This window comes from Pseudomonas sp. R3-41 (genome assembly GCF_054161485.1).
This window is the reverse complement of sequence record NZ_CP096421.1, coordinates 261,938-285,350: the sequence shown is the minus strand read 5'-3', so window position 1 is coordinate 285,350 and position 23,413 is coordinate 261,938. Positions and strand designations below refer to the sequence as shown.

Annotated in this window: 17 protein-coding genes and 1 pseudogene; 7 read left to right on the top strand and 11 right to left on the bottom strand. The window is 64.5% G+C overall.

Translation table 11 applies throughout. From position 1 onward, the window contains the following. Positions 1–115 precede the first annotated feature (115 nt). Positions 116–973 carry an SDR family oxidoreductase gene (locus tag M1D99_RS01195; protein WP_186706900.1) on the bottom strand — a complete coding sequence of 286 codons (858 nt, stop codon included), beginning with the start codon at positions 971–973 and terminating at the stop codon, positions 116–118. Positions 974–1,159: 186 nt separating this feature from the next. Here M1D99_RS01195 and exbB point away from each other — a divergent pair, with 186 nt between their 5' ends. From exbB to M1D99_RS01165, 6 genes are all read left to right on the top strand, one after another. Beyond that, positions 1,160–2,143: a tonB-system energizer ExbB gene (exbB, locus tag M1D99_RS01190; RefSeq protein ID WP_434573579.1), complete on the top strand. Its 984-nt coding sequence runs from the start codon at positions 1,160–1,162 to the stop codon at positions 2,141–2,143. A gap of 6 nt (positions 2,144–2,149) precedes the next feature. Continuing rightward, a complete protein-coding gene (gene exbD / locus M1D99_RS01185) occupies positions 2,150–2,578 on the top strand; it encodes a TonB system transport protein ExbD (protein ID WP_053126573.1) in 429 nt (142 codons plus the stop codon). Next, on the top strand, positions 2,575–3,330 hold the full coding sequence (locus M1D99_RS01180) for an energy transducer TonB (RefSeq protein ID WP_186730335.1): 756 nt from the start codon (positions 2,575–2,577) through the stop codon (positions 3,328–3,330). The genes exbD and M1D99_RS01180 overlap by 4 nt, the downstream gene beginning before the upstream one ends. A gap of 325 nt (positions 3,331–3,655) precedes the next feature. Next, positions 3,656–4,576 (top strand): hydrogen peroxide-inducible genes activator, encoded by a 921-nt coding sequence (locus M1D99_RS01175; RefSeq protein ID WP_186706903.1) that lies wholly within the window; start codon positions 3,656–3,658, stop codon positions 4,574–4,576. Positions 4,577–4,585: 9 nt separating this feature from the next. After that, positions 4,586–6,661, top strand: a complete 2,076-nt coding sequence (gene recG / locus M1D99_RS01170; RefSeq protein ID WP_411385958.1) for an ATP-dependent DNA helicase RecG — start codon at positions 4,586–4,588, stop codon at positions 6,659–6,661. Between the two features lie 79 nt (positions 6,662–6,740). Beyond that, positions 6,741–8,138 (top strand): aminoacyl-tRNA deacylase and HDOD domain-containing protein, encoded by a 1,398-nt coding sequence (locus tag M1D99_RS01165; protein ID WP_186706905.1) that lies wholly within the window; start codon positions 6,741–6,743, stop codon positions 8,136–8,138. Between the two features lie 210 nt (positions 8,139–8,348). Here the strand turns inward: M1D99_RS01165 and M1D99_RS01160 are convergent, their stop codons facing one another. After that, positions 8,349–8,729, bottom strand: coding sequence for a helicase (locus tag M1D99_RS01160; RefSeq protein ID WP_458131301.1), 381 nt, complete (start codon positions 8,727–8,729; stop codon positions 8,349–8,351). A gap of 241 nt (positions 8,730–8,970) precedes the next feature. Here M1D99_RS01160 and M1D99_RS01155 point away from each other — a divergent pair, with 241 nt between their 5' ends. After that, entirely contained in the window at positions 8,971–9,099 is a 129-nt protein-coding gene (locus M1D99_RS01155) for a DUF6124 family protein (protein WP_458131300.1), read from the top strand. A gap of 364 nt (positions 9,100–9,463) precedes the next feature. Here the strand turns inward: M1D99_RS01155 and tagQ are convergent, their stop codons facing one another. From tagQ to M1D99_RS01110, 9 genes and pseudogenes are all read right to left on the bottom strand, one after another. Continuing rightward, positions 9,464–10,405 (bottom strand): type VI secretion system-associated lipoprotein TagQ, encoded by a 942-nt coding sequence (tagQ, locus tag M1D99_RS01150; protein WP_250962955.1) that lies wholly within the window; start codon positions 10,403–10,405, stop codon positions 9,464–9,466. An 85-nt stretch (positions 10,406–10,490) separates the two neighbouring features. After that, positions 10,491–12,219: pseudogene (locus M1D99_RS01145) on the bottom strand (formylglycine-generating enzyme family protein). After that, positions 12,212–13,408 carry an ABC transporter permease gene (locus tag M1D99_RS01140; protein WP_458131299.1) on the bottom strand — a complete coding sequence of 399 codons (1,197 nt, stop codon included), beginning with the start codon at positions 13,406–13,408 and terminating at the stop codon, positions 12,212–12,214. Before M1D99_RS01140 ends, M1D99_RS01145 begins: the two are co-directional and overlap by 8 nt. Further along, a complete protein-coding gene (locus tag M1D99_RS01135) occupies positions 13,408–14,124 on the bottom strand; it encodes an ABC transporter ATP-binding protein (RefSeq protein WP_458132176.1) in 717 nt (238 codons plus the stop codon). The genes M1D99_RS01140 and M1D99_RS01135 overlap by 1 nt, the downstream gene beginning before the upstream one ends. Beyond that, a complete protein-coding gene (locus M1D99_RS01130; protein WP_458131298.1) occupies positions 14,124–17,225 on the bottom strand; it encodes a serine/threonine-protein kinase in 3,102 nt (1,033 codons plus the stop codon). Before M1D99_RS01130 ends, M1D99_RS01135 begins: the two co-directional genes overlap by 1 nt. Beyond that, complete coding sequence (locus tag M1D99_RS01125; RefSeq protein WP_186710243.1) at positions 17,222–17,953, bottom strand: PP2C family protein-serine/threonine phosphatase; 732 nt, start codon at positions 17,951–17,953, stop codon at positions 17,222–17,224. The genes M1D99_RS01130 and M1D99_RS01125 overlap by 4 nt, the downstream gene beginning before the upstream one ends. Then, the gene (gene tagF, locus M1D99_RS01120) at positions 17,954–18,607 is read right to left on the bottom strand and encodes a type VI secretion system-associated protein TagF (protein WP_411385963.1); all 654 of its coding nucleotides are present in this window, start codon (positions 18,605–18,607) and stop codon (positions 17,954–17,956) included. Then, positions 18,604–22,104, bottom strand: a complete 3,501-nt coding sequence (gene tssM / locus M1D99_RS01115) for a type VI secretion system membrane subunit TssM (RefSeq protein ID WP_434573564.1) — start codon at positions 22,102–22,104, stop codon at positions 18,604–18,606. The genes tagF and tssM overlap by 4 nt, the downstream gene beginning before the upstream one ends. Beyond that, positions 22,101–23,411 carry a DotU family type VI secretion system protein gene (locus tag M1D99_RS01110; RefSeq protein ID WP_458131297.1) on the bottom strand — a complete coding sequence of 437 codons (1,311 nt, stop codon included), beginning with the start codon at positions 23,409–23,411 and terminating at the stop codon, positions 22,101–22,103. Before M1D99_RS01110 ends, tssM begins: the two co-directional genes overlap by 4 nt. Positions 23,412–23,413 lie beyond the last annotated feature (2 nt).

Below are 23,413 nucleotides of genomic sequence, written 5' to 3'. Positions count from 1 at the left end.
CATGTGGGAGCGGGCTTGCTCGCGAAGACGGCATGACAGTCAACGAAGATGTTGAATGTCAGGGCCCCTTCGCGAGCAAGCCCGCTCCCACAGGTGCTTTGGGGTGTCAGGCGAATCAGCAGCGCCCTTCCAGAATCGCCGCATACCCCTCGCGAAAACTCGGATAACGCGGCGTCCAGCCCAAGGCCTTCGCCCGGGCATTGCTGCAGCGCTTGCTGCCGGCGCGCCGCACGCTGGCATCTTCGGCCCACTCGGTAACACCCATGAATTCCCGCAGCCAGCCCACGACTTCGGCCAACGGCGCAGGGGCATTGTCGACGCCGATGTAGCAGTCGTCCAGCACCTTGCCTTGGCGATCAGCCTCCAGCAGAAACGCCAGCAAGCCGGCCGCGTCGTCAGCGTGGATACGATTGGCGTACAGCGGCGGGTCGATCACCACGCGATAACCCTGGCGCACCTGGCTCAGCAACCACTCCCGACCTGGACCATAAATGCCGGTCAGGCGCACGCGACTGGCCGGAATGCCGCTGTCCAGGGCGACTTGCTCGGCTTCGAGCATCAATCGACCGGAATATCCGCCGGCCACGGTGGGCGACGTTTCATCCACCCATTCGCCCTGCTGCTGCCCATACACACTGCTGCTGGACACAAACAACAGGCGCTTGGGCCGTTGGCCATGCTGCTTCAGCCAGCCCAGCACATGCTGCAACCCTTCGACGTAAGCGCTGCGATAGCCCGCCTCGTCATGGTCGGTGGCCGCCGCGCTGTACACCAGGTAATCCAGGGACCCGGTGGGCCAGTCGGCGGGGCATTGCTCGCTGAACAAATCCCCTGCCACCCCGATGACACCCGCCGGCAAGTTCGAAACCGTGCGCCGCAGGCCATGGACTTGCCAATGTTCGGCCACTAACTGGCTGGCCAGGCGGCCGCCGATATCACCGCAGCCGGCGATCAAAACAGAAGGCGCGGACATCAAGAACTCCTCTGGCAAAGCCGCAGACTAGCCTCCGTGGGGGATGAGCGGCTAGCCATGCGACAAAAAAAGTAACTGTATTACTTTTGTTAACAAGAATTACTTGCAATAATGCTCGCCACTTTTGTTCTCGGCCCACGAGGCCTGGAAGAACATCAACCTCCTTTTTTCTCAGGTCCGGCCAGCATGAAACGCTCTCTATCCCCCGCTTCGCCAACCAATCGACCTCGTGCCTGGAGCACGGTAGCCGCCTTGTTGTTCAGCCTGTTGCTGGCACCTGCCGTGGCCTTCGCCGATGCACAGGCGCCCGCCACGACCCCAGCGACGACTCCGGCCGCCGCACCTGCTGCTGCCCAGGCGCCTGCCGATCCAGCCGCTCCCGTTGCGACGCCGGCCGCCACCGACCCGGCCCAAGCCGTCGAGGCCGATGCACCTGAAGTGCTCGAAGCCGACAATACCCTGGGCATGGCCCACGACCTGTCGCCATGGGGCATGTACCAGAACGCCGACATCATCGTGAAGATCGTGATGATCGGTCTGGCCATCGCCTCGATCATCACCTGGACCATCTGGATCGCCAAAGGCTTCGAGCTGCTGGGTGCCAAGCGTCGCTTGCGCGGTGAAATCGCCGCCCTGAAAAAAGCAGCCACCCTCAAGGAAGCCAGCGCCACCGCCGCGAAGGAAGGCACCCTCGCCAACCTGCTGGTGCATGACGCCCTCGAAGAGATGCGCCTGTCGGCCAACAGCCGCGAGAAGGAAGGCATCAAGGAGCGCGTGAGCTTCCGCCTCGAGCGCCTGGTCGCCGCCTGCGGTCGCAACATGAGCAGCGGCACCGGCGTGCTCGCCACCATTGGTTCCACCGCGCCGTTCGTCGGCCTGTTCGGCACCGTGTGGGGCATCATGAACAGCTTCATCGGCATCGCCAAGACCCAGACCACCAACCTCGCCGTCGTCGCTCCGGGTATTGCCGAAGCCCTGCTGGCAACGGCACTAGGCCTGGTCGCGGCGATCCCGGCGGTGGTGATCTACAACGTCTTCGCCCGCTCCATTGCCGGCTACAAGGCCCAGGTTTCCGACGCTTCGGCTGAAGTCCTGCTGCTGGTCAGCCGTGACCTCGACCACTTGCCGCCCGAGCGTGGCTCGCAACCACACATGGTGAAAGTGGGGTAATCGGCCATGGGCCTGCATTTGAAAGAAGGCGCAGACGACGATCTGGCCGAGAACCACGAAATCAACGTCACGCCGTTCATCGACGTGATGCTGGTGCTGTTGATCATCTTCATGGTGGCCGCCCCGCTGGCCACCGTGGACATCAAGGTCGACCTGCCGGCGTCGACGGCCAAGCCTTCGCCGCGGCCGGAGAAACCAGTGTTCCTCAGCGTCAAGGCCGATCAGCGCCTGTTCCTCGGTGAGGAAGAGGTCAAGGCCGACACCCTCGGCGCGACCCTCGACGCCAAGACCCAGGGCAAGAAGGACACGACGATCTTCTTCCAGGCCGATAAAGGCGTGGACTACGGCGACCTGATGAGCGTGATGGACGCGCTGCGGAGCGCCGGCTACCTGAAAGTCGGCCTGGTCGGACTCGAGACGGCGCCTAAAAAATGATCACGACGCGCCAAAAGCTGACGCGTTACAGCGGTAGCCTGGCAGTGGTGCTGGGCGTGCATGCGCTCGCCATCGCCCTGGCGCTGAACTGGACCACGCGAGCACCCATCGAGTTGCCGCCCCAGGCGATGATGGTCGAGCTGGCGCCGGTCCCAGCCCCGCCGCCACCGGCACCGCCAAAAGTCGTCACACCGCCGCAACCGCCCGAGCCGGTGGAAGAGCTGCCGCTGCCTAAACTCGCCGAAGCACCGAAGCCTGAAATCGCCGTGCCCAAGCCGGTCAAGCCCAAGCCCAAGCCTCAACCGCCCAAGCCCAAACCGGTGGAGAAAAAACCTGAGCCGCCGAAGGAACAGCCGTCGGAGCAGAAGCCCAGCGACACGCCGCCCACCCAGTCAGTGGCCGAGAAGTCCGCGCAACCGGCGCCTGGCCCGTCGCCCGCGCAATCGGCTGCCAAGGCCAATTGGCAGGGCACACTGCTGGCGCATCTGGGCAAGTACAAGAAGTACCCGCCCAGAGCCCAGCAGATGAACAAGGAAGGCACCAACCGCCTGCGTTTCGTGGTGGATGCCGACGGCAACGTGTTGTCATTCGAATTGGTGGGCAGTTCCGGCACGGAGTTGCTGGACCGGGCTACCCTGGAGATGATCCGCCGCGCCCAGCCGTTACCCAAGCCACCGGCGGAGTTACTGACCAACGGCACCATCGAACTGACGGCACCGTTCGTGTACTCCATCGACAAGCGCCGGCGGTGACTCAATCTGGCAACCCGATGGCAGGTTGAATCCTGTGGCGAGGGAGCTTGCTCCCGCTGGGCCGCGAAGCGGCCCCAAAACCAGCGAATGTGCTGCATCAGGCAGACCGCGTTCGCCGCACCAGAGGCCTGCTGCGCAGGCCAGCGGGAGCAAGCTCCCTCGCCACAATGAGCACAACCGACATAAAGGCATCGAAAGATGCCTTTTTCATATCCAGCAACGCCCCACAGACATTCGCCAGTGTCCCACCGCACCCCCAGTCTGATAACGTGCGTCTATCGATTGCAGCCGGTATGCTTGGCTCGCAACTTCACGGACGCTCGCCATGACCCTCACAGAATTACGCTACATCGTGACCCTCGCCCAAGAGCAGCATTTCGGCCATGCGGCCGAGCGTTGCCACGTCAGCCAGCCGACGCTGTCGGTGGGTGTGAAAAAACTTGAAGACGAACTCGGTGTGCTGATTTTCGAGCGCAGCAAAAGCGCCGTGCGCCTGACCCCGGTAGGCGAAGGCATCGTCGCCCAGGCACAGAAGGTCCTTGAACAGGCCCAAGGCATTCGCGAACTGGCCCAGGCCGGCAAGAACCAATTGACCGCCCCGCTGAAAGTCGGCGCGATCTACACCGTCGGCCCGTACCTGTTCCCGCACCTGATTCCGCAACTGCACCGGGTCGCCCCGCAGATGCCGTTGTACATCGAAGAAAATTTCACCCACGTGCTGCGCGACAAGCTGCGCAACGGCGAGCTGGACGCGATCATCATCGCCCTGCCGTTCAACGAAGCCGACGTCCTGACCCTGCCGCTCTATGACGAACCGTTCTACGTCCTGATGCCGGCAGAGCACCCCTGGACCCAGAAAAAAACCATCGACGCCGCCCTGCTCAACGACAAGAGCCTGCTGCTGCTCGGCGAGGGCCACTGCTTCCGCGACCAGGTGCTCGAAGCCTGCCCGACCCTGACCAAGGGCAGCGAAGGCGCCAAGCACACCACGGTGGAATCCAGCTCCCTGGAAACCATTCGCCACATGGTCGCTTCCGGCCTGGGTATTTCGATCCTGCCGCTGTCGGCGGTGGACAGCCATCATTACTCCCCTGGCGTGATCGAAGTCCGCCCGCTGACGCCACCCGTGCCGTTCCGCACCGTTGCCATCGCCTGGCGCGCCAGCTTCCCGCGGCCCAAGGCCATCGAAATCCTCGCCGACTCGATCCGCCTGTGCTCCGTGGCCAAGCCGCCCGCTGCCAAGTAAGCCGCTGCCATGACTGAGCTGTCGAAAGTGCCGGTTACGACACTCAAGGGTGTCGGTGAAGCCATGGCCGAGAAACTGGCCAAGGTCGGCCTGGAAAACCTCCAGGACCTGCTGTTTCACCTGCCGTTGCGCTATCAGGACCGCACCCGCGTGGTGCCCATCGGCCATCTGCGCCCGGGGCAGGACGCGGTGATCGAAGGCACCGTCAGCGGCGCCGATGTAGTCATGGGCCGTCGTCGCAGCCTGGTGGTGCGCCTGCAGGATGGCACCGGTGGGCTCAGCCTGCGTTTCTATCACTTCAGCAATGCGCAAAAGGAAGGTCTCAAGCGCGGCACCCGCGTGCGTTGCTACGGCGAAGCACGGCCCGGGGCGTCGGGGCTGGAGATCTATCACCCGGAATACCGCAGCATTACCGGTGACGAGCCGCCGCCCGTGGATGAAACCCTGACCCCGGTCTATCCGCTCACCGAAGGCCTGACCCAACAACGTTTGCGCCAGCTCTGCCAGCAAACCCTGACGCTACTGGGCCCCAGCAGCCTGCCCGACTGGCTGCCCACGGAACTGGCCCGGGATTACCAGTTGGCGCCGCTGGCCGATGCGATCCGCTACCTGCACCATCCGCCCGCCGATGCCGACGTCGACGAACTCGCCCTCGGCCATCACTGGGCCCAGCATCGCCTCGCGTTCGAAGAACTGCTGACCCATCAACTGTCCCAGCAACGCCTGCGCGAAAGCCTGCGTTCCCTGCGCGCCCCGGCCATGCCCAAGGCCAAGGACCTGCCGGCCCGCTACCTGGCCAACCTCGGCTTCACCCCAACGGGCGCCCAGCAACGCGTGGGCAACGAAATCGCCTACGACCTGAGCCAGCCCGAGCCGATGCTGCGGCTGATCCAGGGCGATGTCGGCGCCGGCAAGACCGTGGTTGCCGCCCTCGCCGCGCTGCAGGCCTTGGAAGCCGGTTATCAAGTGGCGTTGATGGCGCCCACCGAGATCCTCGCCGAGCAACATTTCATCACCTTCCAGCGCTGGCTCGAACCACTGGGCATTGAAGTCGCCTGGCTGGCCGGCAAGCTCAAGGGCAAGAACCGCGCCGCCGCCCTGGCGCAGATCGCCGAAGGCGCGCCGATGGTGGTCGGCACCCATGCGCTGTTCCAGGATGAAGTGCAGTTCAAGAACCTGGCCTTGGTGATCATCGACGAACAGCACCGCTTCGGCGTGCAACAACGCCTGGCTTTGCGGCAGAAAGGCGTGGGTGGGCGCATGTGCCCTCACCAACTGATCATGACCGCCACGCCGATTCCACGGACCCTGGCGATGAGCGCCTACGCCGACCTCGACACCTCGATCCTCGACGAACTGCCCCCCGGCCGTACACCGGTCAACACCGTGCTGGTGACCGATACCCGACGAGTGGAAGTGATCGAGCGCGTGCGCAGCGCCTGCGCCGAAGGACGGCAGGCCTATTGGGTGTGTACGTTGATCGAAGAGTCGGAAGAGCTGACCTGCCAGGCGGCCGAAACCACCTTCGAGGACCTCACCGCCGCCCTCGGCGAGTTGAAGGTCGGGCTGATCCACGGCCGCATGAAACCCGTCGAAAAAGCCGCGGTCATGGCTGAATTCAAGGCCGGCGCCCTGCAACTGCTGGTCGCCACCACGGTGATCGAGGTCGGCGTCGACGTGCCAAACGCCAGCCTGATGATCATCGAAAACCCCGAGCGCCTGGGCCTGGCGCAGTTGCACCAGCTGCGCGGCCGGGTGGGCCGGGGCAGCGCCGCCAGCCATTGCGTCTTGCTCTATCACCCGCCACTGTCGCAGATCGGGCGCCAACGGCTGGGGATCATGCGCGAAACCAACGACGGTTTCGTCATCGCCGAAAAAGACCTCGAACTGCGCGGCCCCGGTGAAATGCTCGGCACGCGCCAGACCGGTCTGCTTCAATTCAAGGTAGCCGACCTGATGCGCGACGCCGATCTGCTCCCCGCCGTACGCGACGCCGCCCAGGCCCTGCTGGAACGCTGGCCCGACCACGTCAGCCCGCTGCTGGATCGCTGGCTGCGTCATGGGCAGCAATACGGCCAAGTGTGAGCACGCGCTCAGTTTTCAAGACCCGCGTGCCGGACAAGCTGGTTATACTGACCAACTTGTAGGAAAACGGATACAGACCATGACAGAAGCTGCCCTCGTCCCCGAAGCCCCGCACGCTCCGTCTGTTATTCGGCTGTTGCTCGAGAAATTGGGCATCGGCTATGACGAAGTACTCGAACGACCCGGCCTGAACCCAGCCCGCAAGGTGCAGGCGGTGTTGCTGCACGATGCCGTTGGCGCGCTCATGGTGCTGTTTCCACAAAGCCAGCTGCTGGACCTCAATCGCCTGGCCGAACTCACCGGTCGCAAGCTCACGGCGGTGCCGACCGAACGCCTGGAGCGCATGCTCGGCAAACACAGCCTGAGCCTGCTGCCCGGCCTGCCGGCGCTGACCAGCTCACCGTGCCTGTACGAAGAAAGCCTGCTGCGCGAACCCAAATTGCTGATCAACTCCGGCGAGCCGGGGCTGCTGCTGGAAGTGACCAGCGAAGCGTTCAAGACCATGCTCACCAAGGCCAGCGCCGCGACATTTGGCGAAGCCGTGAGCAACATCACCCCCAACCTGGACCGCCCGCACGACGACCGCGCGGAAATCACCCAGGCTGTGCAAGCGTTTACCGCCCGGCGTATCCAGCAACGGCTGGAAGAAACCATCGAGATCCCGCCGCTGGCTGAAACCGCGCAAAAAATTATCAAGCTGCGGGTCGACCCCGACGCCACCATCGATGACATCACCGGTGTGGTAGAGACCGATCCAGCCCTGGCCGCGCAAGTGGTGAGCTGGGCCGCCTCGCCCTACTACGCCTCGCCCGGCAAGATTCGCTCGGTGGAAGACGCCATCGTCCGCGTGCTGGGCTTCGACCTGGTGATCAACCTGGCACTGGGCCTGGCCCTGGGCAAAACCCTGAGCCTGCCCAAGGACCACCCGCAACACACCACGCCGTACTGGCACCAGTCGATCTACACCGCCGCCGTCATCGAAGGCCTGACCCGCGCCATGCCGCGGGCCCAGCGTCCCGAAGGCGGCCTGACCTACCTGTCCGGCCTGCTGCACAACTTTGGTTATCTACTGCTGGCCCATGTGTTCCCGCCGCACTTCTCGCTGATCTGCCGACACCTGGAGGTCAACCCGCACCTGTGCCACAGCTACGTGGAGCAACACTTGCTGGGCATCAGCCGCGAGCAGATCGGCGCCTGGCTGATGCGCTACTGGGACATGCCCGACGAACTGGCCACCGCCCTGCGCTTCCAGCACGACCCGCACTACGACGGCGAATACGCCGCCTACCCGAACCTGGTATGCCTGGCCGTGCGCTTGCTGCGCTCGCGCAGCATCGGCTCCGGCCCGGATGAAGACATCCCGGATGCGTTGCTCGAACGTGTGGGCCTGACCCGGGAAAAGGCCAACGATGTGGTCAGCAAGGTGCTTGAGGCCGAAGTGCTGCTGCGGGAACTGGCTTCGCAGTTCGGCCACTGATGCCCGGCTGATTCATAGCTCATTGATGGCTAACTGCCTGATGAGCTCATTGGCTGCTGACTGAAGAGCTTTTGTGGCGAGGGAGCTTGCTCCCGCTCGGCTGCGTAGCAGCCGCAAAACCTGCCGACGCGATCTGCCTGGAAGACCGTGTCAATCCGTTTGGGGCCGCTTCGCCGCCCAGCGGGAGCAAGCTCCCTCGCCACAGGGGAGTCACTTGGCTTTAGGTTTCCTCGGCTTCAGGTACTTGGTCAGCCCCTGGAACCAGATCACCAGCGCCGGGTTGCCCTTGATCTGGATCGACTTGTCCTGAATCCCCGTCATGAATGCCAACTGCTTGTTCTTGGCCTGCATCGTCGCGAAGCCATAGGCGGCGTCCTTGAAGGCAATGGCGAACGCAGGCTCCGAGTAAGTGCCGGACTGGCTAGTGATGCGCTGGTTTTTCACGGTGAAATGCCGGGCGACCTTGCCGTCCAGGGTTTGCAACTGGAACACCAACTCCTTGTCGCCCAACTGCTGTTGGAACGCCGGGTTGGTCCGGCTGGCCTTGCCCATCAACAACCCCAGCATCCACAACAGAAAACGAAATTTCATGGGCACAGCCTCGTGAGAAAAGATCAATGGCTGGCAGTTTAGCGATTCTTCGGCGCAACGCCATCATCGGATCGCTTTAGCGGAAGATCAGCTGGTTTTCGCGAAAGATGACTGCTAAGTCACGAATTCAAAATCAAAAGATCGCAACCTTCGGCAGTTCCTACATCGATTTCCGTAGGAGCTGCCGAAGGCTGCGATCCTTTGCTCCTTTTCCCCTGCCAAACCCTCGGACATTAACGATGTGAATGACCCACGCCGCTGTGTCGCCCTGGCGATCAGTCGCATGGCCGATGGGGTGCAGTTGTTGGTCGAGCGGGCGTTGGATCATTTGGAAACCAAGGAGGCGGTGGCGCCTGGGGCCAAGGTATAGAGCTTTGCATTGATGCAGGCTGAACCAGCGCCATCGCGAGCAAGCTTTGCTCCCACAGGGTTCTGTTTCGAACCGGAGCCCAATCCACTGTGGGAGCGAGCCTGCTCGCGATAGCGGAGTGTCAGGCAACAATGATGCAAGCTGAACCGACGCCTTCGCGAGCAAGCCCGCTCCCACAGGGGATTGGGGGTGTTGCGGACATTTCGATCACCCCAAAAACAACTGTGGGAGCGAGCTTGCTCGCGATGGCGGTGGGTCAGTCGACAAAGATGCCAATTGAACCGGCGCTATCGCGAGCAAGCTCGCTCCCACAGGTTTTAAAGCAGTGACCACTCCAGGGAAGTGATCAGCCACCCTCACTCAATCAAACATTCGGGCAAGGAACCGGTGCCCAGTCGCCCAGGTCCGGGTTTTTGCACATGCTGTTGACCTGGGTGGTACCCGCGCTGGCAACCTGCTTGCTTTGATCTTGCTTGGCTTTGGCGTCCTGCAAGGTCTTCTCAGTGGCGACCGCTTCTTTCGGCACGACTGGCAGCTCTTTCTTCTTCGCCGGCGTCACTTTCTTCTTGGTCTTGGTGCTGGTCTGAGCCGCCACAACCTGCGTGGTATCGGCAGTGGCCACGGTCACCACGTCAGTACGCTGCACACCCACTTGCTGCAGGTCTTTCTCGTAGGCCTGGGTGTAGTTGTTCAGGTCTTCGGAGGCTTTGCCGTTGACCGCGACGATCAGGTCGTTCGACTCTTTCAGGCCAGCGACGATTTCCGCCAGGCGCTTACGGCCCTCGGTGTCGTTGATGGTCTTGGCCTTGCGGTCGGCAACCAGTTTGCTGAACGCGTTCTGGTAGCACTGCTGCGAGGTCTTGGCGTAGGCGGTGCTACGGTCGATGTCCGAAGCGCTTTTGCTGACATCAGCAGCGTAGGAAGCGATGCGCATGTTGTCATCGGCGATCTGCTTCTGGCGCTCGGTGTAATAACCGGCGGCACCACCGGCCAAGGCGCCGCCCGCGGCACCGATGGCGGCGTTGCGACCACGATCTTCCTTGTCAGCGGTCAGGGCGCCCAGCAGCGCCCCGCCGACCGCGCCAACGGCCGCACCGGTGACAACCGACTTGGTCATGTTGCCTTCGGTGGCGCGCAAGTGCTGCACCGGCTCGTAGCAGTTCGGGTAGTACTCGACCTTGGTGCTCGACGCGACCTTGGACGTCGGCGACGTGGCGCAGCCGGTCAGTACGGTGCTGAAGCCGACAGCGACCATCAGCAAGTGACGCTTGGAAACCGAAGCCAAAGGTTTACGGGAGAAAAGCATAGTTGTGTTCTCTTTTAAGTGTTGACCAGCTCAGCACGGCGCTATCGCCGCCTGAGTCCCTTCCAAGCTCGCTGACAACGAACACTCAAGACCGCTGAGCGTTCGATGCGAGCAATTCCTTCAATATCGCCGCCGGGTCGGCTCGTTTTTGCTGACGATAATCCCCGACATGACGAACGAATAACGTTGCACGCGCCACCAGGCTCTTGCCCAGCACCGGTTTGCGCTCCAATTCTTCCTTGATGCGCTGAAACTGCGCCTGGATCACGGCATCGGTGTAGCGCGTGCCGGTGGCCAGGTTGTCGATGTAGATCGCCACCGCGCCATCCAGCGCGCTGCGGCCGTTGTCGATGGCCGTGGCGAACAGCGTGGCGCTGGCCTCGTCCTTGGCGTCCAAGGCGGCTTGCCGACTGTTCTGCAGATTGGTCAGGCGAATGTTGTAGTTGTTGACGGTCTCGGCCACCAGGGCCGAGGACTGGATCAGGTTGCCCGCCGCTTCCTCGCGCTGCTGGGCGATGAGTGAGACGTTGCGCTTGAGCTCCTCGTTGACCAGGCCCAGTTCGGCTTGCAGGCGCGGATCGACGCTGGCGGCGATGATGCTGTCCAGGCGCTTGGTCGGGTCGTCGGCGTCGTCGATGGCGTCGGTCAGCGACGCGAGCCGCCCCTCTTTCTGCCATTGGGCGAACAATTCCTTGTAGCGCGAACGCGGCGCCGACAACGCGCCGACGGCCACGCGAAAACCGGTGGTCTCGTTGCTTTGCTCAGTGCCATCTGCCGTGAACAACGGGTACTCGCGGCGCATGCCGGTGAACAGCGTGCCCTCGCCTTCCAGGTAGTTGCCGCCCTTGACCACGAAGCCGCCATAGGCGCCCCTGGCGGCGACCGGCATGCACCAACTGGAAGGATTCCTGGACCATCTCGGCAGCGTTGCCTACCACATCGAACAAGCCGATGGGGTTCGGCAGCTTGGTGCCGATGGGCATCAGCCGCGCCGCCTGGCCAGTGCCGCCGGCGACCTGGTTGAACACCGCCCAATCGGCCAGGGGCCCGTCGCTTTCACTGCCTTCCAGGCGCCGAGGGAACAGACGCCCCTCCAGGTCCTGACGACTCACAGCTTGGCCGCCACGGGCAGCGAATTCCCATTCGACTTCCGTTGGCAAGCGCACGAAACCCAGCCCGCCGTCTTCGGCGGAGGTGCCGCGACCGCTCACCGGCAGCAGGTCCTTGTGGTATTTCATCAGCCAGGCGCTGTACACCGCCGAGAAGCGCTCGGCCTCGAATTTCGACAGTTTCACCTTGGGCAAACGCCCGGCCACGCCTTGGGGCAAATCGGCTTGCAAGGCTTCGCAGGCCGGGGCCGGCTCACCGCTGGCAAGCGATTGGGCCTGGGCCATGACTTGGGCGTATTGCCGGGCCGTGACCTCGTACTTGCCAATGAAGTACAGCATCGGCTTGAGCGGCGTCTTGGCGTCGGTCTTGGGCATCAACGGCGTGATGGTCGTGTTCCAGTCCTTGGGCAGGTCCTTGAGGGTGAACTGGCCGTTGATGAAGTCGCGCCGGTAGCCGGAAATGAACGACTGCTGATAGCCCGCCTCGCCTTCGCTGAACGGGTAGCCGAGGCTGATCTCGCGGTCGTCCAGGGTGCCCTGGGCGAGGATGTAGACGTAGCGGAACACCATCTGGCCTTCGCACGGCAGCGGCAGGCTGACGTCGTCGGGCAATGGCTTGGGGTTGTCCAGCTTGTCCGTCGCTTCATCAGCCCATGTCAGGCTGGCGAGGCTCAGCGCCACGGCGGCGCCCAATAACTTATACATCGCGAATTCCTTCACACGCCTGGATGCGCGCCACTCGCCAGCCGCCGCAAGCCGCCGCGACGGCGCTGACGCCGAGCACGGCCACCAGGGCCAAGGTGTAGTGACGCACCAACAGATGACTGGCGTATTCGCCGGGCATCTGTGCAAATAAATAATTCAGGCCCGACTGCGCCAGGCCATACAGGCCGGCACTCAGAAGGGCCGCAAACGTGGCGCTGTAGAGCGCCTGCAACACCACGAACAGCAACAGCGCCGCGGTGGAAACCCCCAACAGGCGCAACACCGACAATTCCCGACGCTTACGCTCGACCGCCGCCAAGGCACCGGCAAAGATCGCCGCGAACGCGCCGGCCAAGGCCAACCCGGCGATGATCCAGAACACGATCGACAGGTTGCGGCTCAACGATTGCACTTGTGCGATGGTCTGGGCCTGGGTCGATACCAACAGGTTCTGCCCGGCGAAATACTGCCGCAGCGGCTCGACATCGCCGAGGCTGCGAGCATACAAGCGAAACGCCGGATACACGCGCTGCCCGGCCTCGCCCACCGCATCGCCCGGCCAGCCGAACGCAGGCACGGCACGGCCGTCGCGGTAATCCTCGGCCGCCTCCAGCAACGCCAGCGGCGCGAACAGGCCGTCCCGGGCGAAGGCTTCCAGTGGCAGCACCTGCAGCACCTGCACGCGGGTGCGCTGGGCCTCGCTGCGACCGGCCACCTGCCGGCCGAAACTGGCCTGCAGCCAATCCCCCGCCTTGGCCCCGAGTTTTTCAGCGGCGGTCTGGCTGAGCACCACTTGATCCAAGCCTTGGGGCACCGGCAAGTGATCGAACAACGGATCGTTGGCGGCGGTGGGAATCATCTCGACCGTGACAACCGACGCCTCGCCGCTCAAATCCGCCGTGGCGGCGATCTGCCGGGTGCGCGGCAAGGCAAAGGCCACATCACCGCGCTGGCTCAATTGTTCGACGAATTCGGCACTGAAGCGACCGCCGCCCAAGGGGATGATTTCCCGGGTGGCAGGGTCGTTCTGCAAGCGCTCGGTCAGGCTGCTGACCAGGCCGAACTTCAGGCCGAACAGCACCAGCAACGGCGCCACCACGGCCACCAAAGCCAGCACCGAGCAGGCCGACAGCCAGGCATCGTTGCGGTAATCCTGCCAGGCCAGGGAAGCCACCAGCGCGCCGCGCATCAGCGGGCCTCCCCGAGTGTGGCGGTGACACCGCCGTCGGCATCGCGACGGCAACTGATGCGCCGTACCTGCAAGCCGCTGGCCCGGGCCAGCGCTTCGTCGTGAGTGGCAACTACGCAGCAGACGCCGTGTTCGCGGGCCTGGGCCACCAGCAACTGCATGACGCGCTCGGCGTTCAGCGGGTCGAGGGCGGCGGTCGGCTCATCGGCCAGCAACAGGCGTGGGCCGTGGGCCAACGCCCGGGCACAACTGACCCGCTGGCGTTGGCCGACGGATAAGTCCGCCGGTTTCTTGTCCAGTTGATCGGCAATGTCCAACTGCCCAGCCAGGCGCGTCACGCTAGCGTCATCCTTCAAGCCCAGCAATTTGCGCGACAACGCGATGTTGCCACGCACATCCAAAAAACCCAGCAGGCCGCCGGTTTGCAGAACATAACCCAGGTAACGGCTGCGCAGCTCGGCCAAGGTGCCCTGTTGCGACGCACGCCACAATTTGGCGATGTCCAGCGGCGTGTCGGCGGGCGTGAAATCGAACTGCCCGGCCTGATCCGGCGCCAACACCAGCGCCAACATATCCAACAAGGTGCTCTTGCCACAGCCGCTGGGGCCGACCACCGCCAGTTGTTCACCGCCGCGCAAATACAGCCGTGGAATCACCAGGCTGTAGCGCTGGCTGCCGGCGCCCCGGCTTTTGTGCACGGCGTTCAGGGTCAGCATCACGGCAGCGTCGACAACGGAACGCGGTACAAGGCGTCGCCCGGCTCGGCGTCGCCGAAGCGCACCCAGTTGGCGAGGTCGTTGTGGAAGGTTTCGTAGAGGCGGATTTTCGAATCCAGCTCGTCGATGAAATCTTCCTGCTCGGCCACGCTCAAGGACAGCCACAGGTCCTGGGTCATGTTCAGCGACTTGCTGCGGTACGGCAGCCCTTCCAGGTACTCGCCGAGAATCCCGCCATCGGCAAGGTTGCCCCCCTTGCGCAGGGCCGACGGGTCGCGGCTCATGTAGGCACTGGCGCTGGCGATTTCCTGGAAGAAATCCTTGGGCGAGCTCTGGGTCTTGCGGGCCGCGTCGACGATCAGCTTCAGCGACTGCTGCAGGTCGTTGAGTTGCAGCTTGGTCAGCATCACGCAGACCTGGAACGCCGGCAGCGCCGGGTTGGTCAAGTCGCGGTCGGCGGTCCAGGCGCTGACCAGTTGCGGCGCCTGGCTGGCGGATTTACGCCCCAAAAAGTCCATGTGCATCGCGTAGCCGACCGCCGCCGATTTGTCGGCCAGGCTCGGCGCGGCGCTGAGCAGCGGCACGCTTTGCGGCTTATTGCTGCGCACCTGGTGCACCAGGTCGGCGAACACCGAGCCGATCTCGTCGACCCGCTCGCCGAATTTGCGCACGTCGGCGCCCGGCACTGGAATGTACAGGTCGCCGATCTGCGGGTTGGCGTCGGCGGTCAGGGTCCGGTATTGGCTCTGGGCGCCGGCATGGGTTTTCTTGCCCGCGTCGCTGAGCAGGTGCAGGGCGTAGATCTTGATTTGCTTGCCCAGCGCCGCCTGGCGCACTTCGGCCTCGTTCATTTGCGTGGCGGCAAACGGGTCGTTCTTGCGCAGGGCGCCGGCGTCGGTGACCAACAGGATCAAGCGCCCGCCGTAACCGGACCAGTCCATGCCTTCGACGGCCTGCATGACCCCGGCGAACGCATCTTCGTTGAACGAATGGCTCGACGCCGTGGAGGCCTTGACCTGCCGCGCCAGCTCCATGAAGCGTTGCGGGTCGCGGCCCTGTTCGAGGGTGATCAAGGTCTTGGCGACGTATTCCAGGCCCGGGGTTTTCTGGATGCTGCTGCGAAAACCCACCATGCCGAAACTGACACTGTCCAACTCGCCGCGCTCGGCGATGCGGGTTTGCAGTTGATGAACCACATCGCGCACCTGATCGATGTAGGGCTGCATCGACACGGTGGTGTCCACCACCAGCACCACGGCGGTGCGGAACGCGTCGGCGTTGGCAGTGGTGATCGGCGTGTTGTTGTTCGAAGCCCTGGGCGTGTTGCCCGGATCGATGGACGCCACATTCAGCAACTGCACCGGCTGGCCGTTCTCATCGAGGCTCTCGCGGGAATCGAAGATCGGCAACAGGTAGAACTGGCTCTGCGGCACGGCGCTGGCGGCCGGTTCCAGGGCCAGCACTTGCTGGTCTTCCTGGGGGCTCTGCTGGGCCTTGAGCAGCACGTTCTTGGCCGCCGAAGGGTTAGCCAGGAGTTTTTCCACCTCGCCGGGCTGACGCAGGAACATCACCGGCGCACGGCCGGAACGTTCAGTGAACTTGAGCACCAGGCTCTGCTTCCAGTCGCTGACCTGAGCGGCGGGCAACCAGCCGTCGCTGCGCCCGTCAGTGGCCGCGCCGACGCGCACCCAGGCGCTGCCATCCACGTCCTTGCGCTGGTACACATACAACACCGAAAACGCTGGCAGGGCCTTGCCCGGTGCGGCGCCCGGCGCCTCGGCAAGTTTCGCCCCCGGCTTGCTGAGCACGCGCTGGAACAGGGTTTTCTTGCCGGCCATCAAGAGCGGACGCTGGCCGCCATCGGCCTCGGTCGCCACGGGGGGCTGAGCCGCAGGGACGACGGGCGGTTTGACCGCCGGCACTTCCGGGGCCTTCGGCGGCTTCACTTCCGGTGGTTTGACCGAGGTGTTCGTGGCCACGGGCGTCTTCACGTCCTTGCCATCGTCACCGGCCAACCACCAATAACCCGCGCCACCCAACGCCAGCGCCACGGCGACCGCGACGGCGGCCAGGGCGAACACCGGCCCCTTGCGCTGCTCCGACACCGAGGATTGAACCGTCGGTTTTATCGGCGGCGGAACGGGTTTGGACTGCGGTTGTGACGGCGGTGGGGAATAAGCCGGGCCGCTCGGAATATCGATGGACATGGGCGTCAAACCCGCCAAGTCATCCACCGCAGGCGGCGTGGCCGGCAGTTCAAACGACAACGGCCGGATCAGCGTCGCTTCCGCCGATGCCTCAGGCAGGTTATCCAACGCCCGCAGCAACGCCGCCGCATCCGGGAAACGCTCCGCCGGGTCCTTCGCCAGCAACTTGCGCAACACGTCCTGGTAACGGCCGTGATGCACCGGTAACTCCGGCAACGGCTCGGTCAGGTGCGCCAGGGCCGTGGAGAGTGCGTCGTTGCCGGTGTACGGCAGTTTGCCGACGAGGATTTCGTAGAGCACCACGCCCAGGGCATACAGGTCGGCGCGGCCGTCGATGTCTTGCCCACGGGCCTGTTCCGGGCTCATGTAGCTGGGCGTACCCACAGCAAAACCAGCCTGGGTGAACTGAGTGCGGTCGTCGAGGGACTTGGCGATGCCGAAGTCCGACAGCACCGCCGTGCCATCGGCGCGGAACAGGATGTTGGCCGGCTTGACGTCACGGTGGACCAGGCCCAGCCCGTGGGCATAACCCAATGCTGAAGCGATCTGGCGAATGTAGGTCAGGCCCTGCTCCGGCGTCAGGCCCGCGGCGATGCGTTCCTTGAGCGTGCCGTTGGGCAGGTATTCCATCGCCATGTAATACAGCTCACCGACGTTGCCGATGTCATGGATGGTGACGGTGTGCGGATGCGACAAGCGCGCCAGGGTCTTGCCTTCGCGCAGGAAACGCTCGCAGAAAGTCGGGTCGGCGGCCAGGGCGGCGGCCATGACTTTCAACGCCACCTTGCGCTCCAGCGAACGCTGGGTCGCCAGATACACACTGGCCATCGCGCCTTCGCCGATCGGCCCTTCGATGTCGTAGCCGGGGATGACAATGTTCAAGGTCAAGCTCATGACGGCACCTTCACGACCACCACGGTGATGTTGTCCGGCGCGCCGCGCATCAGGCCCAGGGACACCAGGCTGCTGGCGATTTCGCCGGGCTCGTCGTGGCTCAACACTTCGCGGATTTCATCGTCCTCGACGGTCTTGGTCAGCCCGTCGCTGCACAACAAGTAGCTGTCGCCAGGCACCAGCAACAGTTCGGTCAGCGCCACGTTCAGTTGCGCCTCGACGCCGATGGCCCGGGTGACGATGTTGGCCCGTGGATGCACGCGCGCCTCGGCTTCGCTGAGCAGGCCGCTGTCCTGCAAGTCCTGGACATAGCTGTGGTCCCGGGAGATGCCTTCGAGCACGCCGTCGCGCAGGCGATACAAACGGCTGTCACCGGCCCACAGGCACATGCCACGCAGGTCGCGGACGGCCAGCACCACCACGGTGCTGCCCATCATCGTCACGCCACGGTTGGCGGTTTCCTCCCGCACGGCGGCGTTGACCCGCAGCAGGTCGCTTTGCAGCGCCGCGACGTATTCGTCCAGCGAACGCCCCACGGCAATGCCGCGCAGGCTGTCGACGATCAGGCTGCTGACGTAGTCGCCCGCCGCGTGCCCGCCCATGCCGTCGGCAACGACCCAGAGGCCGTTTTCCGGCAGGTCCAGGCAGGCGTCTTCATTGACCTGGCGGACCATCCCGACATGGCTCTTGCTTGCAGACTTGATTGCTTTTCCGGCACTTGGACGCATCTACACAACACCTTCTTGGCCGAGCAAAAATTGCGCAAAATCAGCCGCCGCCGGCAATCCCTGGCAGCGCATCAAACCCGGGGCAATGCGCTCCGATCCCTGGCCCCACCACAGGCTCACACCTTCACAGGCCGCCTCGGCCAGGGCGCTCATGCGCCGCTGCGGGTCGCTGGCATCGAAGCGGTGCAGGCTGGCGAAACGGCTGCTCGGCGTGCGCGGCAGGTACATCGGGCTGCCGAGGGTTTCCAGTTGTTCGTTGAACGCCTCGAAACTGGCCTCGACGCTCAACGTACTCAACAACAGGTTTTCGACCCGCTCGAACCACTCGTCCGCACCGCCCACCACCGAGGCCGGGTCCGCGTCGGGCTCCAGCAGCACGGCAATGGTCAGCGGAAAATAACGACCGACCCGATCGATGCTCGGCATCACCACCCCAACAGCGGCGTCCGGGCCACACACCCCCGGCGCGACCATGAAGCGCCACAGCGGGCTGACCAGATAGGCGTCCAGCCAGCGCTCGCCGAGGCTGGTCTGGCTGGCGAGCAAACCCGCCGCCAGCCACGAATCCCACGGGCCGATAAAGCCCTGGGGCAAGCCACGGCTGACGAAGTCACCGCGGCTGGCCAACTTTCCATAGAAGCCCGGTGTACTCATAGCCGCTCCGGCAGGCTGAAGCCGCTAAGCACCCGGCTCTTGAATGGGTTGAAGGCGCTGTTGGCCCGCAGCTCATAAGAGGCGCTGGCGCCGTCGACCCGCAGCCGCAGGTTGAAGCGATCCGGCGAGTTGCCGGCGGTCAGGTCCGATTGCTCCAGCAGCCGGAACCAGGCCCACGGCCCATCCAGGGTGATGCCGGAGCGACCGTTGGACGACGGCGGCATGATCGAGATCCGCACCACGCCGATGCTGCCCGGATTCGGCCACTGCATGGCGGTCGGGCGGCTCGGGCCGTGGTCGTAGCTCAGTTGCTGGCCGTCGAGGTCGAGCAGGAACTGGGTGATGGTCGAGTCCATCGCCACCGGCTTGAGCTCGAAACGCACCATCGGCTGGGTGCCGCCGGAACGGAAGAACGCGTCGCGGATGGTCGCCGCGCGCTGGAAGGTCTGCAGCACGCCGGGGGCGATGCCGAGCTTCTGCGCCGCGCCCGGCTGCCAGCGCCAGGTCGGGGTCGAGGTGTCGACGTAAGGTTGCAGGTACTTGCGGAAGTAGTTGTCCATCACCCCGCCGACGCCGAAGAACTGGCCGAAGTCATCCAGGGTCGCGTCCCGCGCGCTGCCTGGCGACATCGGATAGCGCCCGGCCAGGGACTGGCGATAGATGTTCACCACTTCGCTGGTCCAGGCGGCGTTCAGTTGGTTGCGCACCCCGCCCATCATGCTGTTGGTGGTGGAGTTGACCACCGACTTGACCAGGCCCTGCACCAGCGGCGGCTGGCGTTCGGCGTTGAGGCTGACGCGGGTGGCGGCGGCCGAGGCCTGGTTCTTGGCTTCGCCGAGCAAGGCGTCGCCGCTGGCACCGACCATGGCGCTGACCTGCACGTACAGGGCGTTCATGTCCGCCAGCAGGCCGTCGATAGCCGCCGGCTCGCCTTCGCTTTTGCTGACGATGCTGTTGAGCTCGGCGAAGTGCGCGGTGATCGGGTCATCGCTTTGCGCCGGTGCGTTTTGCGTCGCCTGCTCCTGGCCGAGCAAGCTGCCCAGGCGTTCCTTGAGTTTGTCCACACCGCCTTCTACCGGCGCACCTTGGGCGGCCAGCAGGCGTTCGTCCTGTTGCAGGTCGGTTTCCTTCGCCACCGCCACCAGCAGTTTTTTCAACGGCGAGGTCGGGCCGGAAATCACCCGCAGCACATCGGCGGCCTGGGCCACGCTGGTGATCGGCACGAAGTCGATGTCGGCCAGCAAGGCGTCCCATTGGCGCAGATAATCCTGGAAGTACAGGCGACGCACGTCGGCGGCCAGGCTGGCGACGTTCTGCTGGTCGGCCTCTTCGTGGCCCAGCACCCATTGCTCTTCGGCCAGGGTGCCGGTCTGGCTCAGGCTGCTGAGCAAGAAACCCTGGCGGTAGCCCTTGACGGTGAAGAACCCGCTCAAGGGTTCGCCCAATGGCTTGCCGCTCTTGCGGCTGAACACCAGCGCTGCGTCACGCCCGGCGGCTTCGTTGATGCGGAAGTCCGGGATGCCTTCGGGCAGTTTCTGCCGCTTGATCCGGTCATAAACCCGCTGGGCCACCGGCAATTGCTGCAACTGGCGGCGCAGGTCTTCGACCAGGCGCGGGTCAAGGCGCGCGAGGGGCGGACGCCGTTCGAACAGCGCCTGCAAATGCCCGGTCAGGGCCTGGCGCTGCTCGGCCGGCAAATCCCGTGGCAGGCTGCGATCCCAATCCAGGGCGATCCAGGCCTTGATGAAGTCGGCGTCGTAATGCTCGGTGTCGGCGAGCATCAGGTAGGCCTTCAAGCCTTCGTAGAGGAAATCCGAATTGCCACCGCTGTGCAGTTGCTCTTCGATGCGCGTCAGCAGGCGTGGCGCGAACACCGCGATCAGCAGCTTGCGATAGACGCTGCCGGACTCGGCTTCAAGCATGTCACCCTGGTACAGGCCCAGGCCTTCGGCCCAGCTCGGGGCGTCGTCGGCCAGGTGCTTCACCGCGTTGAGCAGCGGCAACACCGCGAGCACATCCCGTTGTGCCGGGCTGAGGTTCTGCACGGTCTGGCCCAATGGCGCGACCTTCTGATCGACCTGGGCGATGTAGGCCTGGTTGGCCCGGTAGCTGACCCACCACAACGTGCTGACCACCAGCACCAACACCACCGTGGAGGCCAGCACACCGCGGGCGATCCACTTGCGTCGACGCTCGACTTTCGGATCGACGCCCACCAGCCCGCGCTCGGCGAAGGCCACGGCGGTGAAGAGTTTTTCGATGAAGTAGCTGCGCCCGGTGCCGGTCTGGCGCGCCAGGTGCTGGCGGTCCAGGTTCATGCTCTGGGCCATGGAGCCGATCAGGCGATCGATCGGGCTGCCTTCCTGGGTGCCGCTGGTGAAATACACGCCGCGCAGCAACACCCGCTCTTCGAAGGCGTTGGGTTTGAACACGCCCTCGAGGAAGCTTTGCAGGCAATCCTTCAAGGCGCCGAACTGCTGCGGGAAGCCGTAGATCAGGTCACGCCGCGCCGGGTCACGCTCTTGTTGCAGGCGCTCCACCAGGCGGTCGTTGAGGCGCTGCTCAAGGCCGGTGAATTCGCTTTGCAGGTACGCCAGCGGGCTGTCGTTGCTCTTGCCATCGTCCAGGGCGAAGGTCATGCCCCAGACCTGGGCGCGCTCTTCCTTGCTCAGGGTGTCGAAATACTCCATGAACCCCGGCACGAGGTCGAGCTTGGTCAGCATCAGGTAGATCGGGAAGCGCACGCCCAGTTGGGTGTACAACTCCTGGATCCGCAAGCGAATCGCCGCGGCGTGGGCGGCGCGCTCGGCGTCGCTGCCCAGCAGCAGGTCGGACAGGCTGATGGCGATGAACGCCCCGTCAATCGGACGTCGGGCCCGTTGTTTTTTCAGCAGGCCGAGGAAGCCCAGCCACGCGGCCTTGTCGATGGTCGCGTCGCTGTCCTGGGTGGTGTAGCGGCCGGCGGTGTCGAGCAGGACCGCCTGGTCGGTGAACCACCAATCGCAATTGCGCGTACCGCCGACACCGCGCACGGCACCGGCGCCCAATTGCGCGGCCAGCGGGAAATGCAGCCCGGAGTTGACCAGGGCGGTGGTCTTGCCCGAACCCGGCGGGCCGATGATCACGTACCACGGCAGCTCGTAGAGGTTACGGCGCTCGTCACCGCCCAGCTTGGCTTTCTTGAGCAGGGCCAAGGCTTCGTCCATGCGCTGGCGCAGGGTTTCGAGTTCTTCGGCGGTGGCGATGCTGGTCGGGTCCGGCGGGGTTTGCGCGGCCAGGCTGCGCATCACTTCGGCAGCCTGACGGCGGGCCTGGATGATGCGGAACACCCGATAGGCGATCCACACCGCGAACACCAGAATGATCAAGGCCCAGCGCCGGCCTTCGGGCACCAGCCAATCGAGCAGCGGGCCGACGAACCAGATGATCAGGCTCAGGGCGATCAGCCCCAGCAATGGGATGACCCAGCGGGTCATAAAACTGAAAAACGCCTTCACTCGACCCCCTCCGCCAATACTGTGATTTCAACCCGACGGTTGCGCGCACGCCCCTCTGTGGTGGCGTTGGATGCCAACGGTTCGGTGTCGCTGCGGCCTTCGGCGCTGAAGCGCTCGGGCTGGCCAGTCTTGGCCGAGAGAATTTGCAGCACCGATTGCGCCCGCGCTTCGGACAACGCCCAGTTGGACGGGAACCGGAGGGTGGCGATCGGGCGATTGTCGCTGTGGCCGGTGACCAGGACCTGGCCCTTGACCTTGCGCACCGCATCGGCGATGCGCAGCATCAATGGCTGGAAATCGTCCTTGATGCTGGCGCTGCCCGAGGCGAACAGTTCATCGCCACGGATGGTCACCACCGAGCGGTCGACGGCATCTTCCACCGCAATGCGGTTGGCGCGGATTTCGTCGGCGAGGAAGCCGGCCAGGCGTGGGCGCTCGATCACTTTGGGCTGCACCACGGGGCGGTCGATGGTCTGCACCGGGATTTCACCGAGGAAATGAATGTTCTTGAACACCGGCTCGGCATCCGAGGCGAGCTTCATGCGCAGGCCGAACAGCAATGCCAGCAGCAGGGCCACGCCGATGGCCACGGCGATCCATGGCGGCATGAATTGCGCCAGGCGATCGCGGGCCACGGTGACCCCACGCCAGTGCGGCGACAGCTCGCGCTCGTAGTCGCCCCGGGCGCTGCGGATCACCGCACTGGTGCGCTCACGCAACGCTTCCAGTTGGCTGCGACCGTCGTTCATCACTCGGTAACGACCTTCAAAGCCGAGGCACATGCACAGGTACAGCAGTTCCAGCAGATACAGGCGCTCGCGCGGGCTTTGCAGGCAATGCTCCAGCAACTGGAACACCTTCTCGCCGCCCCAGGCTTCGTTGTGCACGGTGATCAGCAGGCTTTGCTTGCCCCAGTCGCTGGTGCCGCCCCATGGGGTGCTCAACACCGCTTCGTCGAGGGCGGTGCACAAGGCGTAGCGGGCCAGCAACACATCGTTGCGCACCACGCCGGCGGCCTCGGCGCGCTCTTCGAATTGGCGCAGGTAGGCCAGCAGCTGTGCACGCAAACTGGCCGGCGCCGGGTGGGCGATGGTGTTGCGCAGGCGCGTCAGCAGGGCCAGCAACGGACCAGCGGCGCTTTCCAGCGGGTTGAGGCCCTGGGCCTTGCCGGTCAGGACCGGCGCGGCCGGCATCGACAGCGGCGCGGACGTCGGCGCAGGCTGGGGCCGGCCAGGGTCCGGGCGAAAGGGATCGGCGCCACGGCCACCGGGCGTCGGCATGAACTGGGTACGATCGTCGTTGCTCATCG

Coding starts and splice junctions, on each gene's coding strand:
- M1D99_RS01195 (WP_186706900.1), bottom strand. CDS start 973: ATGTCCGCGCCTTCTGTTTTGATCGCCGGCTGCGGTGATATCGGCGGC.
- exbB (WP_434573579.1), top strand. CDS start 1,160: ATGAAACGCTCTCTATCCCCCGCTTCGCCAACCAATCGACCTCGTGCC.
- exbD (WP_053126573.1), top strand. CDS start 2,150: ATGGGCCTGCATTTGAAAGAAGGCGCAGACGACGATCTGGCCGAGAAC.
- M1D99_RS01180 (WP_186730335.1), top strand. CDS start 2,575: ATGATCACGACGCGCCAAAAGCTGACGCGTTACAGCGGTAGCCTGGCA.
- M1D99_RS01175 (WP_186706903.1), top strand. CDS start 3,656: ATGACCCTCACAGAATTACGCTACATCGTGACCCTCGCCCAAGAGCAG.
- recG (WP_411385958.1), top strand. CDS start 4,586: ATGACTGAGCTGTCGAAAGTGCCGGTTACGACACTCAAGGGTGTCGGT.
- M1D99_RS01165 (WP_186706905.1), top strand. CDS start 6,741: ATGACAGAAGCTGCCCTCGTCCCCGAAGCCCCGCACGCTCCGTCTGTT.
- M1D99_RS01160 (WP_458131301.1), bottom strand. CDS start 8,729: ATGAAATTTCGTTTTCTGTTGTGGATGCTGGGGTTGTTGATGGGCAAG.
- tagQ (WP_250962955.1), bottom strand. CDS start 10,405: ATGCTTTTCTCCCGTAAACCTTTGGCTTCGGTTTCCAAGCGTCACTTG.
- M1D99_RS01140 (WP_458131299.1), bottom strand. CDS start 13,408: ATGCGCGGCGCGCTGGTGGCTTCCCTGGCCTGGCAGGATTACCGCAAC.
- M1D99_RS01135 (WP_458132176.1), bottom strand. CDS start 14,124: ATGCTGACCCTGAACGCCGTGCACAAAAGCCGGGGCGCCGGCAGCCAG.
- M1D99_RS01130 (WP_458131298.1), bottom strand. CDS start 17,225: ATGAGCTTGACCTTGAACATTGTCATCCCCGGCTACGACATCGAAGGG.
- M1D99_RS01125 (WP_186710243.1), bottom strand. CDS start 17,953: ATGCGTCCAAGTGCCGGAAAAGCAATCAAGTCTGCAAGCAAGAGCCAT.
- tagF (WP_411385963.1), bottom strand. CDS start 18,607: ATGAGTACACCGGGCTTCTATGGAAAGTTGGCCAGCCGCGGTGACTTC.
- M1D99_RS01110 (WP_458131297.1), bottom strand. CDS start 23,411: ATGAGCAACGACGATCGTACCCAGTTCATGCCGACGCCCGGTGGCCGT.